Origin of the sequence: Austwickia sp., assembly GCA_016699675.1 — a bacterium.
Taxonomy (GTDB): domain Bacteria; phylum Actinomycetota; class Actinomycetes; order Actinomycetales; family Dermatophilaceae; genus Austwickia.
Map to the genome: position 1 here is coordinate 3,724,130 of CP064985.1, position 17,535 is coordinate 3,741,664.

15 protein-coding genes are annotated in these 17,535 nt (G+C 72.5%); 13 read left to right on the forward strand and 2 right to left on the reverse strand.

The window, feature by feature from the left end; translation table 11 throughout:
- Positions 1 to 11 precede the first annotated feature (11 nt).
- The 11 genes from pdxT (at position 12) to IPK37_17055 (ending at position 12,291) form a co-directional block, all read left to right on the forward strand.
- Positions 12 to 653, forward strand: coding sequence for a pyridoxal 5'-phosphate synthase glutaminase subunit PdxT (gene pdxT / locus IPK37_17005; GenBank protein ID QQS02965.1), 642 nt, complete (start codon positions 12 to 14; stop codon positions 651 to 653).
- A gap of 159 nt (positions 654 to 812) precedes the next feature.
- The gene (locus IPK37_17010; GenBank protein ID QQS00507.1) at positions 813 to 1,583 is read left to right on the forward strand and encodes a YebC/PmpR family DNA-binding transcriptional regulator; all 771 of its coding nucleotides are present in this window, start codon (positions 813 to 815) and stop codon (positions 1,581 to 1,583) included.
- Between the two features lie 156 nt (positions 1,584 to 1,739).
- Positions 1,740 to 1,949 carry a DUF2892 domain-containing protein gene (locus tag IPK37_17015; GenBank protein QQS00508.1) on the forward strand — a complete coding sequence of 70 codons (210 nt, stop codon included), beginning with the start codon at positions 1,740 to 1,742 and terminating at the stop codon, positions 1,947 to 1,949.
- 174 nt (positions 1,950 to 2,123) lie between these two features.
- Positions 2,124 to 2,954, forward strand: coding sequence for a sigma-70 family RNA polymerase sigma factor (locus tag IPK37_17020; protein QQS00509.1), 831 nt, complete (start codon positions 2,124 to 2,126; stop codon positions 2,952 to 2,954).
- Between the two features lie 24 nt (positions 2,955 to 2,978).
- Positions 2,979 to 3,575, forward strand: coding sequence for a crossover junction endodeoxyribonuclease RuvC (ruvC, locus tag IPK37_17025; protein ID QQS00510.1), 597 nt, complete (start codon positions 2,979 to 2,981; stop codon positions 3,573 to 3,575).
- On the forward strand, positions 3,572 to 4,189 hold the full coding sequence (gene ruvA, locus IPK37_17030) for a Holliday junction branch migration protein RuvA (protein QQS00511.1): 618 nt from the start codon (positions 3,572 to 3,574) through the stop codon (positions 4,187 to 4,189). The genes ruvC and ruvA overlap by 4 nt, the downstream gene beginning before the upstream one ends.
- A 224-nt stretch (positions 4,190 to 4,413) precedes the next feature.
- Positions 4,414 to 5,538: a Holliday junction branch migration DNA helicase RuvB gene (gene ruvB, locus IPK37_17035; GenBank protein ID QQS02966.1), complete on the forward strand. Its 1,125-nt coding sequence runs from the start codon at positions 4,414 to 4,416 to the stop codon at positions 5,536 to 5,538.
- Positions 5,539 to 5,752: 214 nt separating this feature from the next.
- Entirely contained in the window at positions 5,753 to 7,660 is a 1,908-nt protein-coding gene (gene secD, locus IPK37_17040; protein QQS02967.1) for a protein translocase subunit SecD, read from the forward strand.
- A complete protein-coding gene (gene secF / locus IPK37_17045; GenBank protein QQS00512.1) occupies positions 7,657 to 8,982 on the forward strand; it encodes a protein translocase subunit SecF in 1,326 nt (441 codons plus the stop codon). The genes secD and secF overlap by 4 nt, the downstream gene beginning before the upstream one ends.
- Positions 8,979 to 9,509, forward strand: a complete 531-nt coding sequence (locus IPK37_17050) for an adenine phosphoribosyltransferase (protein QQS00513.1) — start codon at positions 8,979 to 8,981, stop codon at positions 9,507 to 9,509. Before secF ends, IPK37_17050 begins: the two co-directional genes overlap by 4 nt.
- A 505-nt stretch (positions 9,510 to 10,014) precedes the next feature.
- Positions 10,015 to 12,291: a bifunctional (p)ppGpp synthetase/guanosine-3',5'-bis(diphosphate) 3'-pyrophosphohydrolase gene (locus IPK37_17055; protein ID QQS02968.1), complete on the forward strand. Its 2,277-nt coding sequence runs from the start codon at positions 10,015 to 10,017 to the stop codon at positions 12,289 to 12,291.
- 151 nt (positions 12,292 to 12,442) lie between these two features.
- On the opposite strand, the gene IPK37_17060 is transcribed toward IPK37_17055, so the two are convergent.
- Complete coding sequence (locus tag IPK37_17060) at positions 12,443 to 13,789, reverse strand: DUF349 domain-containing protein (GenBank protein QQS02969.1); 1,347 nt, start codon at positions 13,787 to 13,789, stop codon at positions 12,443 to 12,445.
- Positions 13,790 to 14,490: 701 nt separating this feature from the next.
- On the opposite strand from IPK37_17060, the gene IPK37_17065 reads away from it, so the two are divergent.
- Together IPK37_17065 and IPK37_17070 are read left to right on the forward strand one after the other, a co-directional pair.
- A complete protein-coding gene (locus IPK37_17065; GenBank protein QQS00514.1) occupies positions 14,491 to 15,189 on the forward strand; it encodes an MBL fold metallo-hydrolase in 699 nt (232 codons plus the stop codon).
- A 115-nt stretch (positions 15,190 to 15,304) separates the two neighbouring features.
- Complete coding sequence (locus IPK37_17070) at positions 15,305 to 16,690, forward strand: histidine--tRNA ligase (GenBank protein ID QQS00515.1); 1,386 nt, start codon at positions 15,305 to 15,307, stop codon at positions 16,688 to 16,690.
- Between the two features lie 118 nt (positions 16,691 to 16,808).
- Here the strand turns inward: IPK37_17070 and IPK37_17075 are convergent, their stop codons facing one another.
- A complete protein-coding gene (locus IPK37_17075) occupies positions 16,809 to 17,423 on the reverse strand; it encodes a hypothetical protein (protein ID QQS00516.1) in 615 nt (204 codons plus the stop codon).
- Positions 17,424 to 17,535 lie beyond the last annotated feature (112 nt).

Genomic DNA, 17,535 nt, shown 5'->3' on the forward strand with positions numbered 1-17,535 from the left:
GGTCAGACGGCATGCACGGGACGGACGGGCCCCTCGGCGCCTCACGCCCCCGCCCGCGCATCGGCGTCCTGGCCGTCCAGGGCGACGTCCGGGAGCACGCGGCGGCGCTGGAGCGGTGCGGCGCGTACGCCGTACCCGTGCGGCGTCCCGACGACCTCGTGGCCCTGGCGGGCATCGTCATCCCGGGCGGGGAGTCCACCACCATCGACAAGCTCGTGCGGGCGTTCGGGCTGTTCGGCCCGCTGCGGGAGCTGCTGGCCGCGGGGCTCCCGGCGTACGGTTCCTGCGCCGGCCTGATCATGCTCGCCGACCGCCTCGTCGACGGCCGCGCCGATCAGGAGACGCTCGGCGGGCTGGACGTCACGGTGCGCCGCAACGCCTTCGGCCGCCAGGTCGACAGCTTCGAGGCGGACCTGCGGGTGCGCGGGGTGGCGCAGGAGGACCGGCCGATGCGGGCGGTGTTCATCCGGGCGCCGTGGGTCGAGTCGGTGGGGCCGGGGGTCGAGGTGCTCGCCACGGTGGATGAAGGGGCCGAGCGCGGCCGCGTCGTCGCCGTACGGCAGCAGAACCTGCTGGCCACGTCGTTCCACCCCGAGGTGAGCGGCGACGACCGCATCCACGCCCTGTTCGTGGAGCTGGTACGCGGCCGGTAAGATCGTGCGGGGTCCGCGCGGGGTCGTGCCGCGGCGGATCACACGAGTCATACGAGGTGCCCGCCCCACCAGGACGGTTGCGGCAGCTGCGACAGCTGCCGGTGCGCGTGGGGTGTGCGGCGCCGGCATCGGCAGGTTCGAGAGAGAAGAGCAGCAGCGATGAGTGGGCACTCCAAGTGGGCGACGACCAAGCACAAGAAGGCCGCGATCGACGCCAAGCGGGGCAAGCTCTTCGCGAAGCTCATCAAGAACATCGAGGTCGCGGCGCGCACCGGCGGCGGTGACCCCGGGGGAAACCCGACCCTGTACGACGCCATGCAGAAGGCCAAGAAGGCCTCGGTGCCCAATGACAACATCGACCGTGCGGTCAAGCGAGGCTCCGGCGCGGAGGCCGGCGGCGCGGACTGGCAGAACATCACGTACGAGGGCTACGCGCCCGGCGGCGTGGCCGTGCTCATCGAGTGCCTCACGGACAACCGGAACCGCGCCGCCGCGGAGGTGCGCACGGCCCTGACCCGCAACGGCGGTACCCTGGCCGACCCGGGCTCGGTGGCCTATGTGTTCGACCGCAAGGGCGTCGTCGTCGTGCCGAAGGCGCAGGGCGCGCAGACGCTGACCGAGGACGGGCTGCTCGAGGCGGTGCTGGAGGCGGGCGCCGAGGAGGTCAACGACCTCGGCGACAGCTTCGAGATCGTCTCCGAGGCCACCGACTTCGTGACCATCCGCAAGGCGGTGCAGGAGGCGGGCTACGACTACGAGTCCGCCGAGGCCGAGTTCGTCCCGAACCTCAAGGTCGAGCTGGACGCCGACGGCGCGCGGAAGATGATGCGGGTGGTCGACGCCCTGGAGGACAGCGACGACGTCCAGAACGTCTTCGTCAACGGGGACGTCAGCGACGAGGTCGCCGCGGAGCTGGACGCCGACGACTAGGGCGGCCTTGTGGCACGCCCTGGGTGGCCGGATGGCGCCAGGGTCGAGACGCCACAGCGCTGCCGGTGGCGCAGATCACAGGGTGAGTGGAGTATCCCTTGGGCGTGGTCGACCGTCTAGGGTTCGTCCCCGTTCGGATCTTGTGAGGGAGTCCTGGTGAACACCAACGTCGGCAGCACTGATCGGCTTATCCGCTTCGGCATCGCGGTCATCGCGCTGATCGCGGCCTACCTCGTCGGGTTCGGCTCGACCGCAGGAATCGTGTTGCTCGTCGTGGCCGTGCTGATGGGGGTGACGGGCACGGTGCGGTTCTGCCCGCTTTACCGTTTGGTCGGCGCCAGCACGTGCGGGACGACGCGCCGCTAGGGCGGGTCCGACTGAGGCGTGTCGAGGCGATGACGCCGTTTCCCGCCATCGGCGCGGGATACCTCGAAGAGCGCGCACTGCAGCGCGCGCTAACGGCGGGAATCGGCGCTCACGGTGGGATCTGGAGGTTCGCGGCGACGGACGACGTACGGCGTGCTCTGGCAGGCTCGAGGCATGGCGCTGAGACCGGCCGAACTGACCGACCAGATCCCGGGCTTGTTGCGGTACGCCCTGCTGCTGACCCGGGACGAGACGGCAGCGGCGGATCTGGTGCAGGAGACTCTGCTGCGGGCGCTAGAGCGCGGTTCCGGCTTCCGGGGCGAGGCGTCGCCGGGGACGTGGTTGCGTCGCGTCCTGCACCACCGGTTCGTCGATCAGGTGCGGGCCGACCGCGAGGTGCCCATGGGGGGCGACGATCTGGACCGGGCGGTCGAGGCGGCCTGGCAGGCCGACGCCTACACCGTCGACGGCGAGGCCGTCGTGCGCCGCGCGGAGGTGGTTGAGGAGCTGGCGGATGCGCTGATCCGACTGCCCGCGGAGGTGCGCTCGGCCGTCCTGTTGCATGACGTGGAGGGACTCACGTCCGCCGAGGTGGCGCGCGTGCAGGACGTCGGTGTGCCGGCGGCGAAGGCGCGGATCCGGCGCGGTCGGGCGGCGCTGGTGAGCCTGCTCGCCGACGGGCCGCCACCGCTCCCTCCCCACCGCGACGGGGTGCCGCTGCGCTGCTGGGATGCGCGCTCGCGCGTCGAGGACTATCTGGACGACGAACTGGATTCCCAGGAGCGGAGCCGGCTGGAACGTCATCTGGCTGGCTGTCCGACGTGTCCGGAGCTGTACGCCGCGCTGGTCGGCGTTCGGGCTGGTCTCCACGGCGTGTCGAGCAGGTCGGGGCGCGATCCCGAGTGGGTGGTTCCGGCCGCCTTGGCAGATCGCGTCCGGCAGGTTCTGCAGGCGCGCGGCGAGTCTGCGGAGTCGGAGGCGTCCCGCCCGGTACGGTCTCGTTAGGACACATGTGCGACGGGAGGGCGGATGCGGGTGCTCGGGGTCGATCCCGGCCTGACGCGGTGCGGCCTCGGCGTGGTCGACGGCGGGGTCGGTCGCCCGCTGACGATGGTGGCGGTGGGCGTGGTCCGTACGCCGTCCGGGGATCCCACCCCGGAGCGACTTCTCACGGTGCAGACCGAGATCGACGAGTGGATCGCCCGCTACCGGCCGGACGCGATCGCCGTGGAGCGCGTGTTCGCCCGCCACGACGTCTCCACCATCATGGGCACCGCCCAGGCCAGCGCGATCCCCATGCTCGCGGCGGCCCGGCTGGGGCTGCCGTTGGCCCTGCACACCCCCAGCGAGGTGAAGGCGGCGGTCACCGGCAACGGGCGCGCCGACAAGGCCCAGGTCACGACGATGATCACCCGGATTCTCCGGCTCTCGGAGAAGCCGCGACCCGCCGACGCCGCCGATGCCCTGGCGCTCGCCGTCTGTCACGTGTGGCGCGGGGGTGCGCAGGAGCGCATCGAGGCCGCGGTCGCGCGGGCGGCAGCACCGGTGTCGGTGCCGCGTCGTACGCTCGGCAGCACGGCCCGACCGGCCGCCACGACGACGCATCCCAGGAGGGTGGCCCCATGATCGCCTCGGTGTCCGGGACGACGACGCACGTCGGGCTGGACCAGGCCGTGGTCGAGGTGGGCGGCGTGGGCCTCCAGGTCCGGACCACGCCGGGCACGGCGGCCGCGCTGCGGGTGGGCACGCCCGCGCGGCTGTTCACCTCGCTGGTCGTGCGCGAGGACTCCCTCACCCTCTATGGCTTCGGCGCCGTCGCCGAACGCGAGCTGTTCGAGGTGGTCCAGACCGTCTCGGGGGTGGGCCCGCGGCTGGCGCTGGCCATGCTGGCCGTGCACCCGCCGGAGGCGCTGCGGGCGGCGTTGGCGACGGGCGACATCGGGGCGCTGACCAAGGTCCCGGGCGTCGGCAAGAAGGGCGCGGAGCGGCTCGTCTTGGAGCTGCGCGACAAGATCGGCGCGCTGGCGGGCGGCCCTGGGGGCGCCGAGGGCGGGGCGGCGGGCGCCGTGGCACCGCCGGCGGGTGAGCCCTGGCGCGAGCAGGTGCGCGAGGCACTCGTGGGGCTGGGGTGGTCGGTTAAGCAGGCGGATGACGCGGTGGGCAGGGTAGCCGATGGGCTGGGGGCGAATCCGCCCGTGGCCGAGGCCCTGCGTGCCGCGCTGCGGGAGCTCGGCCGATGACGCCTGGCCCGCCGCGCCGGGGCGCCGAGGTGGGGCCGTTCCCGCCGTACGACGAGGCGGAGCGCGACACGACGTACGGCGGCGCGGGGCGCGACACGACGTACGGCGGCGCGGGGCGCGCGGGCGAACCCGGGTACGACGCGGGGGAGCGCGGCGAGCCCGGATCCGGGGACGAGTACGGCGACGGCTCCTACGACGCCACCGCCCGCGTCGTCGACCCCACGCTGGAGGGGTCCTTCGACGCCGACGACGAACGCCGCGTCGAGGCGGCGCTGCGGCCCAAGCGGCTGGCGGAGATCGCGGGCCAGACCCGGGTGCGCGAACAGCTGGGGCTCGTGCTGGAGGCCGCCCGTCGGCGCGGCACGCCGCCGGACCACATGCTCCTGTCCGGACCTCCCGGACTCGGCAAGACGACGCTCGCGATGATCGTCGCGGCCGAGCTGGAGGCGCCGATCCGGGTGACCAGCGGCCCGGCCATCCAGCACGCCGGCGACCTGGCCTCGATCCTGTCCAGCCTGACCGAGGGGGAGGTGCTCTTCCTCGACGAGATCCACCGGATGTCGCGCGCGGCGGAGGAGATGCTCTACCTCGCCATGGAGGACTTCCGGGTCGACATCGTCGTGGGCAAGGGGCCGGGGGCGACGGCGATCCCGCTGGAGCTCGCGCCGTTCACCGTCGTGGCGGCGACGACCCGGGCCGGGCTGTTGCCGGCGCCGCTGCGGGACCGATTCGGGTTCACGGGGCACCTGGACTACTACGAGGTGGACGACCTCGTGGCCATCATTCTGCGCTCCGCGCGGCTGCTGGGGGTCGCGACCGACGAGGCCGGGGTCAGCGAGATCGCGCGCCGATCCCGGGGCACGCCCCGGATCGCCAACCGGCTGCTGCGCCGGGTGCGGGACTGGGCTCAGGTGCTCGGCCAGGACGTCGTCGACCGGGACGCCGCGATGGCCGCGCTGGCCCTGTTCGACGTGGACTCGGCCGGACTGGACCGGCTGGACCGGGCGGTGCTCGACGCGCTCTGCCGCCGGTTCGCCGGGGGCCCGGTGGGGCTGACCACCCTGGCGGTCGCCGTGGGCGAGGAGCCGGACACGGTCGAGACGGTCGCGGAGCCGTACCTGGTCCGGGAGGGGTTCATGATCCGTACGCCGCGCGGCCGCGCCGCCTCGGCGGCGGCCTGGGCGCACCTCGGCCTCGCGGCCCCACCCGGAGCGCCGGGTGCGCCGGGCGGCGCGGCCTGGGCCGGTACGTCGGGCGGGGCGGCCCCCTCGGCACCCGCGGCGGGCGGGGGCCTTCCCGGCCTCCGTCAGGACGAGCTGCCCTGGGGCGGGACGACCGGCCGCTTTTGACGACCGGGACGGCGACGGCGGCCCCCGACCGATCGCGGCGGCGCCGCGAGCCGTTTCGCCTCGGATTGGGCGGGTCACTTAGACTCGCACGGGTGTCCGCGGGTGACTGGCGACCCGGACAGCGCCGCGATCTCGCGGCGGCGGCGTAATCGAGGACTCGAAACTGATGGCGAAGAACCCACATCGGCGTAAGCCGCTCCGCACGCTGTTGGCGATGCTGGTGATCACGCTTGGCCTGGCCGGCTTCCTCCTGGCGGTGAACCGGTGGGGGGAGGCGCAGCTCACGCCGAAGCTCGGCCTCGACCTCGAGGGCGGCACGCAGATGATCCTCAAGCCGCAGGTGCGCTCGGGGGAGGACGTCAACACCGAGGAGCTGTCCCGCGCGGTCGACATCATCCGCAAGCGCGTCGACGGCCAGGGTGTCGCCGAGGCCGAGGTGAGCACCCTGGGGACCAACGTCGTCGTCACCGTTCCCGGCAAGATCGGCCAGGACCAGCAGCGCGCGCTTGAGCAGTCCAGCCAGATGCGGTTCCGGCCCGTCCTCGCCGAGCTGCCGACCGGCGCCGGCGCCACCGGGAACCCGACGACGCTGCCGGGCGGGTCCGGCTCCGCCCCGCCCGCGACCGGCAACCCGAGCACGCTCCCCGGGGCCAGCGCGTCCGTGGGGACCCCGGCGCCGTCGGGGACGACTGGGGCGACCAGCGCGGCCACCACCAAGGCGGCCCAGGCCGTGGTCCCCGAGGCCCTGCGAACCGCCGGCGATCGCGCCGTCGCGGCCGACCCCACGACCCCGGCCCCCGCCGCAACCACTCCTGCCGCCCCGGGGACTACCCCCGCCGCACCGGCGACGCCTGCCGCGCCGCAGGCCCCGGGCAACCCGTTCACCAGCGCCCCGGCCGACCCGAACGCCAAGCCGCAGTGGTCGGAGTCCGTGAAGAACGACCCGAAGCGGCTGGCGCAGTACGCGACGAACCAGTCCTGGGTCACCGCCGACGTCCAGAAGGCGGCCATCGAGCTGCAGTGCCCGCAGAAGGACTTCGACCCCACGAAGGAAGACCTCACCAAGCCGACGGTCGTCTGCGGCAGCGCCAACCCGGCGGCGAACAACCAGGTGACGGAAAAGTACGTGCTCGGCCCGGCGATCCTCACCGGCGACGCCCTCGCCGATGCCACGAGCGGCCCCGAAACGACTCCGCAGGGCGCCACGACCGGCCGCTGGGTCGTCAACCTGCGGATGCAGGGCGGCTACCCGACCGACGTCTACTCGGCCGTCAGCCAGCTCATGGTCGGTCTGCAGCGTCCCGCCAACCAGCTCGCCGTCGTAATGGACGGGCGGGTCATCTCGGCGCCGTACTTCAGCAGCGCCATCCTCGACGGGTCCGCCCAGATCAGCGGCAACTTCACCGCGGAGAGTTCCAAGCTGCTGGCCGACCAGCTGAAGTTCGGTTCGCTGCCGATGAGCTTCCAGGCCCAGGAGCTTCAGGACATCAGCCCGACGATCGGTGGCGATCAGCTCCGCAAGGGCCTGATCGCCGGCGCCATCGGCCTGCTGCTCGTGGTGGTTTACTCGCTGTTCCAGTACCGCGCCCTTGGTTTCGTGACGATCTCCTCGATCGCGGTGGTCGCGCTGCTGACCTACCTCACGATCACGCTGTTCGGCTGGAGCCAGAACCTGCGCCTGACCATGGCCGGCGTCACCGGCGCCATCGTCGCCATCGGCACGACCGCGGACAGCTTCATCGTCTACTTCGAGCGGGTGCGCGACGAGATCCGGGAGGGCCGCGCGCTCCAGGCCGCCGTCGAGACCGGCTGGGCGCGCGCCAAGCGGACCATCCTCATCTCGGACGCGGTCAACTTCCTCGCCGCCGCGGTGCTCTACCTGCTGGCCGCGAGCAACGTGCGCGGCTTCGCGTTCATGCTCATGCTGACCACCATCCTCGACGTGATCGTGACCTTCCTGTTCACCCACCCGTTGCTGACGCTGCTGGCTACGACGAAGTTCTTCGGTAGCGGGCATCCGTGGTCCGGGCTCTCCCCGGAGCGGCTGGGCGCGACCCCGCGCTACCGCGGGCGCGGCCGCGTGGCCGGCGCCACGGCGACGGCCCGGGAGGTGACGGCATGAACATCGCCCAGTTCGGTAACGACCTCTACACCGGCAAGCGCTCGATCGACTTCGTCGGCCGGCGCAAGACCTGGTACGTCGTGTCCCTCGTCCTCTTCGCCCTGGCCGCGCTGGGACTCGGCGTACGGCATCTGAACCTCGGCATCGAGTTCACCGGCGGCTCGGACTTCCGGATCGCCAAGGTCGCCAGCCTCGACGGCTTCGAGCAGCGGGCGCGCAAGGTCGTCGCCGACGCCGGGGGCGTCGAGGGCGCCAAGGTCACCAAGGTCGGCCAGAGCGACGTCCGAGTGGAGACCGAGAAGTTCGACCCGGACAAGGCCAAGTCGGTCTCCGAGGCCCTCGCCAAGGAGTTCTCCGTGCCGGCCGACTCCGTGACGACCAGCGTCATCGGGCCGTCGTGGGGTGCCTCGGTCAGCAAGCAGGCGCTGCAGGCCCTGGCCTGGTTCCTGCTGCTGGTCTCGATCGTGCTGGCCGTGTACTTCCGCACCTGGAAGATGGCCGCCGCGGCCCTGGTCGCGCTGTTCCACGACATCTTCATCACGGTCGGCATCTACGCGCTCGCCGGCTTCGAGGTTACCCCGGCCTCGATGATCGGGTTCCTGACGATCCTCGGCTACTCGCTCTATGACACCGTCGTCGTCTTCGACAAGGTCCGCGAGAACACCGACGACGCGATCGCCTCCGGGCGCAGCACGTTCTCGGACGCGGCCAACCTCGCGGTCAACCAGACGCTGGTCCGCTCGATCAACACGACGATCGTGGCGCTGCTGCCGGTGGCCGCGATCCTCGTGACCGGCCTGACGGTCATCGGCCCCGGCACGCTCACCGACCTCGCGCTGGCGCTGTTCGTCGGGATCGCGGTCGGCGCGTACTCCTCGATCTTCATCGCCACCCCCCTGTACGCGCACCTGCGCGAGGGCGAACCCGAGATGAAGAAGCTCGCCCACCGCGTTGAACGGCACCGCGCCAAGTCCGCCCGGAGCGGGGCGGCGGCGGCTCGCCAGCAGGGCTCGGCCGCAGCCGAGTTCGACGGCGCGGACACCGACGGTACGCCGGAGGGCGCGGGCGCGCGACGTACCGTCGCCGACCGCAAGCGCGCGGCGACCGCCGCCACCGCGGGGACCGCACCGACCACCGCGACGGCGACGAGCACCACGGCGGCCGACGAGTCGGTCACGCTACCGGCGCCGGAGGGGGCGCGCGCCGGGCAGGATGGCGACGTGGACGACGTGCCGCGCACCGCGACGGGACGGCCGATCCACCCGTCCCTGAACACCGGGCCGCGCAACCAGCCCCGCCGTCTGCCGAGGTCGAAACGATGAACGACAGCCCCATCGCCCAGCTCGTCCACTCGCGGTTGCGGGAGATCCCCGACTTCCCCGAGCCGGGCGTCCTTTTCCGCGACTTCACCCCCCTGCTCGGCGATGGCACGGCGCTGCGTGCGGTGGTCGACGACATCGCCGGGCGCTACCGCGGCCAGGTCGACGCCGTAGTGGGCATCGAGGCCCGGGGCTTCATCCTGGCGACGGCGGTGGCGTACGCGCTGGGCATCGGCTTCGTGCCCGTCCGCAAGGAGGGCAAGCTGCCGCACGACGTCCACGCGGTGAGCTATTCCCTCGAATACGGGCAGGCGACGATCGAGATGCACACCGACGCCCTGCAGGGCACGCCGCGCGTGCTCGTGATGGACGACGTGCTGGCGACGGGCGGTACGGCGGCGGCCGCGTGCGAGCTCGTGGAGCGCGCCGGTGGCCACGTCGTCGCGGTGGAGGTCGTCATCGAGCTGGCGGGGTTCAAGGGGCGAGACGCGCTACCTGGTCGGCCGGTCAGCGCCATGCTCACCCTATGACCACCGACGAGTCCGCGACGCCTATCATCTGTGCATGAACGCTGCCGACGGCTCGGGGGGCAGGTCCGGCGCGCCCACCGCGGACCCGCTGACCGCGAGGTCCCCGTCGGGCGACTCCGTGGACTCCCTGGACTCCCTCGCGGAGGTTGACGCGGTCGGTGCGACGCCAGCCGGCGGGCCCGCCGAGGCACGGCGGGGTGTTCTCCCCGAACCCGACCTCGACGGCGACGACACCGCGGACGCGGCGGGCGCCGACTCCGTAAGTGCCGCGGACTCCCTGGCCGCCGATGGGCCGACACCGGGTGGAGCGGCGGCGGTGACCCTTCCCGCACCGGCTGTGGCACCGGTTGCGACGCCGGACCCGGCGCCGGGGCGGGAGCGCCAGCGCGACGGCGGCAAGGGCCGCGGCCGGGGGCGGGAGCAGGGCACGCGCGACGCCGCGGGCAGCCTCGCGGCGCCGGCGCCGACCCCGTCGCAACCCGGGGCGCCCGCGCCGGTCGGCGTCCTGCGGCCCGAGCCGACCAGCTCGGGCTCCTCCTCGCGGGTCAGGGCCCGCCTGGCCCGGTTCGGCGGCCCGCGGCACCAGGCCAATCCCGCCCTGGAACCGCTGCTCCGGGTCGTGAAGCAGACCCACCCCCGCGCCGACGTGAGCATCCTGGAGCGCGCCTACCAGGTCGCGGAGAAGGCCCACGAGGGTCAGGTCCGCAAGAGCGGCGACCCCTACATCACGCACCCGCTGGCCGTGACCCTGATCCTCGCGGAGCTGGGCATGACCCCGCCGACCCTCGCCGCCGCGCTGCTGCACGACACGGTCGAGGACACGACGTACTCGTTGGACCAGCTACGCCGCGACTTCGGCGACGAGATCGCGATGCTCGTCGACGGGGTGACCAAGCTGGAGAAGGTGCGCTACGGGGAGGCGGCGCAGTCCGAGACCGTCCGCAAGATGGTCGTCGCGATGGCGCGCGACATCCGGGTGCTGGTCATCAAGCTGGCCGACCGGCTGCACAACGCCCGAACATGGAAGTACGTGTCCGCGACCTCGGCGGAGAAGAAGGCCAAGGAGACGCTGGAGATCTACGCCCCGCTGGCCCACCGGCTGGGCATGAACACGATCAAGTGGGAGCTCGAGGACCTCAGCTTCGCCACGCTCTATCCGCGGGTGTACGAGGAGATCGTCCGCATGGTCGCCGAGCGGGCGCCGGCGCGCGACGAATACCTTACGCAGGTCAAGGAGCAGGTCAGCGACGACCTCAAGGCGGCCCGGATCACCGCGGTGGTCTCCGGGCGCCCGAAGCACTACTACTCCGTCTACCAGAAGATGATCGTGCGGGGTCGCGACTTCGAGGACATCTACGACCTGGTCGCGGTGCGCGTCCTCGTGGAGTCGGTGCGGGACTGCTACGCGGCGCTCGGCGCGATGCACGCCCGGTGGAAGCCGATGCCGGGGCGGTTCAAGGACTACATCGCGATGCCCAAGTTCAACATGTACCAGTCGTTGCACACGACGGTCGTGGGGCCGGGCGGCAAGCCCGTCGAGATCCAGATCCGCACCCACACGATGCACCGGCGCGCGGAATACGGCATCGCGGCGCACTGGAAGTACAAGGAGGACGGCAGCAAGTCCTCCGGGGCGCGGTCGCGGGACGACACGACCGACATGGCGTGGCTGCGGCAGCTCCTCGACTGGCAGCGGGAGACCGCGGACCCGGGGGAGTTCCTGGAGTCGTTGCGGTTCGAGATCAACACCCGCGAGGTCTACGTCTTCACCCCGAAGGGCGGGGTGATCGCGTTGCCCGCCGGATCGACGCCGGTGGACTTCGCGTACGCCGTGCACACCGAGGTCGGCCACTTCTGCATCGGCGCCCGCGTCAACGGGAGGCTGGTCCCGCTGGAGTCGGTGCTCGAGAACGGCGACATCGTCGAGGTCCTGACCAGCAAGGCCGACGGCGCCGGCCCGTCGCGCGACTGGCTGCTGTTCGTGCGCAGCCCGCGCGCCCGGAACAAGATCCGGCAATGGTTCAGCAAGGAGCGCCGCGAGGAGGCCATCGACTCCGGCCGCGACGCCATCGCCAAGGCGCTGCGCAAGCAGAACCTGCCGCTGCAGCGGCTCATGGGCGGCGAGACGATGAATGCGGTCGTGCAGCAGCTGCGGTACGCCGACATCGACAGCCTCTTCGCCGCCGTGGGGGAGGGGCACGTCTCGGCGGCCAGCATCGTCGAGAAGGTGGTTGCCTCGCATGGCGGGGCCGACGGGGCGAGCGAGGACCTGGCCGAGGCGACCATCCCCGGCCGCGGGCGGATGCGCAAGCAGCCGACCGATCCGGGGGTCGTCGTGGTGGGCGCCTCGGACGTCTGGGCCAAGCTGGCCCGCTGCTGCATGCCCGTCCCCGGCGACCCGATCATCGGCTTCGTCACCCGGGGCAGCGGCGTCTCCGTGCACCGCAGCGACTGCACGAACGCCGAGACCCTCAAGGAGCAGCCCGAGCGGCTCATCGACGTGGAATGGTCCCCGTCGTCGGGCAGCCTGTTCCTCGTTGCGATCCAGGTGGAGACGCTGGACCGCAGCGGGCTGCTCTCGGACGTCACGCGGGTGCTCGCCGACCACCACGTCAACATCCTCTCCGCGACCGCGCAGACGTCGCGCGATCGGGTGGCCAGCCTGCGGTTCACGTTCGAGATGGGCGACCCGAGCCACCTGGACCACGTGATCAAGGCGGTCCGCCGCATCGACGGCGTCTACGACGTCTTCCGGATCAGCGGCGGCAACCGCCAAAGCTAAGCGCCACGGCCAGAGCTAACGGCAACCGCCACCCCGCAGGCTCTCCGGCGGGTGTTTTTCGCAACCATGGTGACGGAAATGAGCCGCGGGTGGACGCCTCTGGTGATCTCAGGGGCGCCTGAGGCGCGGCGGTGACCGGGTGGCCGGAGGGCTACGAGGTGAATTCGGCCAGGCCGCTGCGGGCCTGGGCCAGCCACGCCTCGCGGGCCTCCAGGGCCTCCTTGGCCTTCCCGATCTTCTTCGCGTCCCCGCTGGCCTCGGCCTTGGCGAGGTCGGCGCGCAGCCCCTCGCACGCCGCCTCCAGCTGCGTCACCAGGCTCTGGGCTCGGGCGGCGACCTCGGGGTTGGACCGGTGCCACTTGCGGTCCTCGGCGTCGCGGACCGCCGCCTCGACGCGGCGCATGCTCTTCTCGATCCGGTCCATGTCGGCGCGGGGGACCTTGCCCGCCGCGTCCCACTTGTCCTGGATCTGCCGCAGGCCGGCCTTCGCCGCCTCGAGGTCCTTGATCGGAAGCAGCGCCTGGGCCTGCTTCAGCAGGTCCTCCTTGACCTTGAGGTTCTCGGAGTACTCCTCGTTCTCCGCGGCCACCACCTGGTCCTTGGCCGCGAAGAAGCTGTCCTGGGCCGCCTTGAACCGCGTCCACAGCGCGTCATCGTCGCCGCGGGAGGCCCGGCCCGCCTGCCGCCACCGGTCCATGAGCCGTTTGAACGCCCCCGCGGTCGAGCCCCATTCGGTGCTCTGCGCGAGGCGCTCGGCCTCTTCGACCAGTTCCTCCTTCGCCGCCTTCGCGGCGGACTGGGCGTTGCCGAGCTGGGCGAAGTGCACCCGCCGGAGCTTGTCGAAGCCGTTGCGTGCGCTCGAGAGGCGATGCCAGAGGGACTGCTCGGTCTCGCGGTCGAGCTTCGGGCCGTCCTTCTGGGCGGCCTTCCAGTCGTCGAGCAGTTGCCGCATCTGCGTGCTGCTCGCCTTCCACTGAATCCGCTCCTCGGGCTGCCCGGCGATCTTCTCCGCCGCCTCGACGATCGCCTGGCGCCGGGTCTTCGCCGCCTCGCGGGCCTGGGCCCGTTCCGCCGACTCGACCTGACGCCGGGCCTCCAGCGCCGTCGCAACGTTCTCGACCTTCGCCGCCAGCGCGACCAGGTCGCCCACCGCGCGCAGGTCTTTGGTGCTCTCGCGCAGCTTCGCCAGGCCGTCCGCGGCCTCCTTGGACGACAGCTCGGTCTGGGTGACGCGCTGGAGCAGCAGGTCCGCCTGGGCGTCCACCTCGGTGTACTTGCGCGTGAAGTACGCCAGCGCCTCCTCCGGCGTCGCCCCCGGGTAGGAGCCGACCTCCTTCTCGCCCTCGGGGGTCTTGACGAAGACCGTCCCGTCCTCGGCCACCCGGCCGAACTCCGAGGAGCGCACCCCCGGTACGGCGGGGTGCAGCCGGCCCGCGACGTACGCCGGGCTGGGCGCCGGAACCGGCGCATGCCGGGCGAGCGCGGCGGGGGAGGGCACGGGGGGCTTGGGTGCCGGCGCGGGCGTGGGAACCGGTACGTCGGGGGTCGCCCCGGCGTCCGCGCCGGCTTCGTCGGCGGCGGGGACCGGTACGTCGGGCGCTGCGGCAGCCTCCGTGCTGGCCGGGACCGGCACGTCGGGTGAATCGGCCGTGGGCGCCGGGTCGGCGGTGTCGGCCTGCTCGGGAGTCTCGACGTCTGGCTCCGGGGGCAGGGAGGACGCGTCGGGGGCCGCGATCTGCATCGCCTCGTCGTCCTCCGCCGCGGCAGACCCCTCGACGGGCACAACCTCTGGTGCCACCGGCTCGACCTTCGCGACTGCTTCAACCGGCTCGGGCCGCTCGACAGTCTCGACCGCTGCACCCGTCTCGGCCTGCCCGACCGTCTCGGCCTGCTCGACCGTCTCGACGGGCTCGGCGGCCTCGCTGCCGCCGCCGACGGGCTGCGCCTCCTCGCCGTCGACCGCTGGGGCCTGAGCCCGTTCCTCGATGTCGGGTGCCTGGACGGAGGCGGGCTGCGAGATCGGCTCGGACACGACGGGGCCTTCCTGGGGGACACCGGCCCCGGTCAGGCAGGGGGCGCGGCTCGAATGTGGCGTGCCTGACACCTTAACCAATGCACGAGGGATCTCGGGAGAGGGTAAGCGACCAGGTCGGTCGTGCCGCGGGCCGGCGCCTGCGGGCCTCGCATTAGGGTGGGGGCGTGCTGGTCATCGGATTTCAGGCCGCGTCCTTCGGGACGAACTGCTTCCTCATCGCCCCCTCGGCCGGCGAGGAGTGCGTCATCGTCGACCCGGGCATCGGGGTGGCGTCCCGGGTGGCGGAGCTGGTGACGGAATATCGGCTGCGTCCGGCGGCGGTCCTGCTCACCCACGGCCACATCGACCACACGTATTCAGTCACGCCGGTCTGCGGCGCCCACGGGGTGGCCGCGCACATCCACGGCGCGGACCGTTACCGCCTCACGGATGCCCTCGCGCAGGTGGATCCCGAGCTGCTGTTCATGTTGGGCCAGCAGTTCGGCAAGCCCGCCACCTGGAAGGATCCGGACGACGTGGTGGAGTTCGGTTCGGGCGTGGACCTGGCGATGGCCGGGATGACGTTGCACGCCATCCACTCGCCGGGCCACACCGAGGGCTCCGCGATGTTCCGCGTGGCGGGCGTGCCCGAGCAGCTCGGCACCGACTCCGGGCTGTCGCACACCCTGGTCGCCGGCGACGTGCTCTTCCAGGGCGGCATCGGCCGCACGGACCTGCCCGGCGGGTCGGACGCCGACATGATCGCCAGCCTGCGCGACACCGTGCTCACCCAGTCGGACGAGACGCTGGTGCTGCCGGGCCATGGGCCCGCGACCACGATCGGCCGCGAGCGCGTCACGAACCCCTTCCTGCAGCACCTCTGAGGCGGCACCGCTCCCGACGTACCGGCCGTCCCTCCCCGCCCGCCCCGGAAACGCGACGCCGCACGGCACCCCGCACCCCCCACTGACCCCGCACGACATCAAGGAACCGCACGCCATGAGCACGCAGAAGATCACCCCGCTGTCCGGATTCCCGGAGTGGCTCCCGCAGGAGCGCATCGTGGAGCAGCTCGTGCTCGACGTGGTGCGGGAGACGTTCGAGCTGCACGGCTATGCGGGCATCGAGACCCGGGCCGTCGAGCCGGTGGAGCGGCTGCTCGGCAAGGGCGGCGACGCGGACAAGGAGATCTACGGTGTCACGCGCCTGGCGGGTCGGGGCGCCGATGACCGCGGGGGCGACTCCGGCTCCGGTGCGGCGCCCGAGGATCAGCTCGGCCTGCACTTCGACCTCACGGTGCCGTTCGCCCGGTACGTGCTGGAGAACGCCGGCAAGCTGCAGTTCCCGTTCCGGCGCTACCAGATCCAAAAGGTCTGGCGGGGGGAGCGACCCCAGGACGGGCGCTTCCGCGAGTTCATCCAGGCCGACATCGACGTCATCGACGCCGGCGAGTTGCCCTTCCACTACGAGGTCGAACTGCCGCTGGTGATCGCCGACGCGTTCGCCCGGATCCCCATGGGCCCGTTCCGGATTCAGGTCAACAACCGCAAGATCCCGGAGGGCTTCTATCTGGGGCTGGGCATCCCGGCGGAGGAAATCACCGCCGTCCTGCGGATCGTCGACAAGATCGACAAGGTCGGCGCCGCGGTGTGCACGGAGATGCTCATCGAGGCCGGCCGGACCCCCGAGCAGGCGGCCGCCTGCCTCGCACTGGCCGAGATCTCGGCCGCGGATGTGTCTTTCGCCGACCGGGTCCGCGCGCTCGGGGTGGACCACCCCGTCCTGGAGGAGGGGCTGGAGCAGCTCAGCGCCGTGGTGGCGGCCGCGGCGGAACACGCCCCAGGGCTCCTCGTCGCCGACCTCAAGGTGGCGCGGGGGCTCGACTACTACACGGGCACGGTCTACGAGACGCAGCTCATCGGGCACGAGTCGTACGGCTCGATCTGCTCCGGGGGCCGGTACGACGCGTTGGCCAGCGACGGCCGCACGACGTACCCGGGGGTCGGCATCTCCATCGGCATCTCCCGCCTGGTCGCCAAGCTGATGCCGACGCTGCAGGCCACCCGACGTACCCCGGCCGCCGTTCTCGTCTCCCTCGCCGCCGAGAGCGACCGCGCCGCAGCGATGCGGGTGGCCGCGGCCCTGCGCTCGCGGGGCATCCCGTGCGAGGTGGCCCCGGCGGCGGCGAAGTTCGGCAAGCAGATTCGGTTCGCCGACCGGCGCGGGATCCCGTTCGTGTGGTTCCCGGAATGGACCGACGCGGAGGGGGTCAGTCACCCGCACGCCGTGAAGGACATTCGCAGTGGCGAGCAGGTCGAGGCGGACCCCGGGCAGTGGCGGCCGCCGGCCGAGGACCTGCGGCCGCGGGTGGTGCCCGCAGGCTGACCGAGGACGCCGGCGCGGCCGGCGCCTCGACGCGGACGCCGGCGCGGCCGGCGCCTCGACGCGGACGCCGGCGCGGCCGGCGCCTCGGCGCCAGAGCCGTCCAGCGCCCGGCAGGACGTCAGCGCTGCGGCCCCGGAACGCGCACGCCCGCGGCGGCCAGCTCCAGGGCGGCCAGGCGCCGGACGACGTCGGTGTCGCCACGCCGCCAGGCCGCGGCAGGGTCGGCGTCGATCCGGGCCAGCACCGGCAGGGGCTGCCGGGCGAGCGCGCGCAGGGCGAACAGATCGAGATCACCGGCCGTCTCGGCGAGCCGCCGGGCACTGGAGGCCCGGCGCGCGAAGCCGATCCGGACCCAGGCCCAGGGCACGACGACGGTCAGGAGCGGCAGCAGCACCGTGAGGAGCCCGGCCACGAGGGCCACCCGTTCGACGGCGGCGACGAAGTCGAGGGCCGACTGGGTCACGTCGGCGTTGGCTCCCGACAGGGGTTCCAGAGCGCTGCGGAGGCGGTCGCCCACGACGGGGACGTCGCCGAGCCGACCGCGCGTCTGCGTCAGTCCGTCCTCCACGCGCAGGGACGCGTCGCGCAACCCGTACGCCGGAGCGGCCAACTGCATGACCACGCCGTGCACGATCCGGCCGACGACGACGCACCCCGCGACCCAGGCGAGGACCACCAGGTCCACTGCCAGTTGGCGGAATCGTCGCGCCGGCGACTGCGCATACCAGATCACGGCTAACTCCCAGGGGGTACGGTCCGGGCGGGGCGGCGTTGTGGGGCACGCTACGCGGCGGCGGCGCGTTGTCGTCGCAGAGCATCGCGGTGGAACTGCGGCCGGTGGGCTC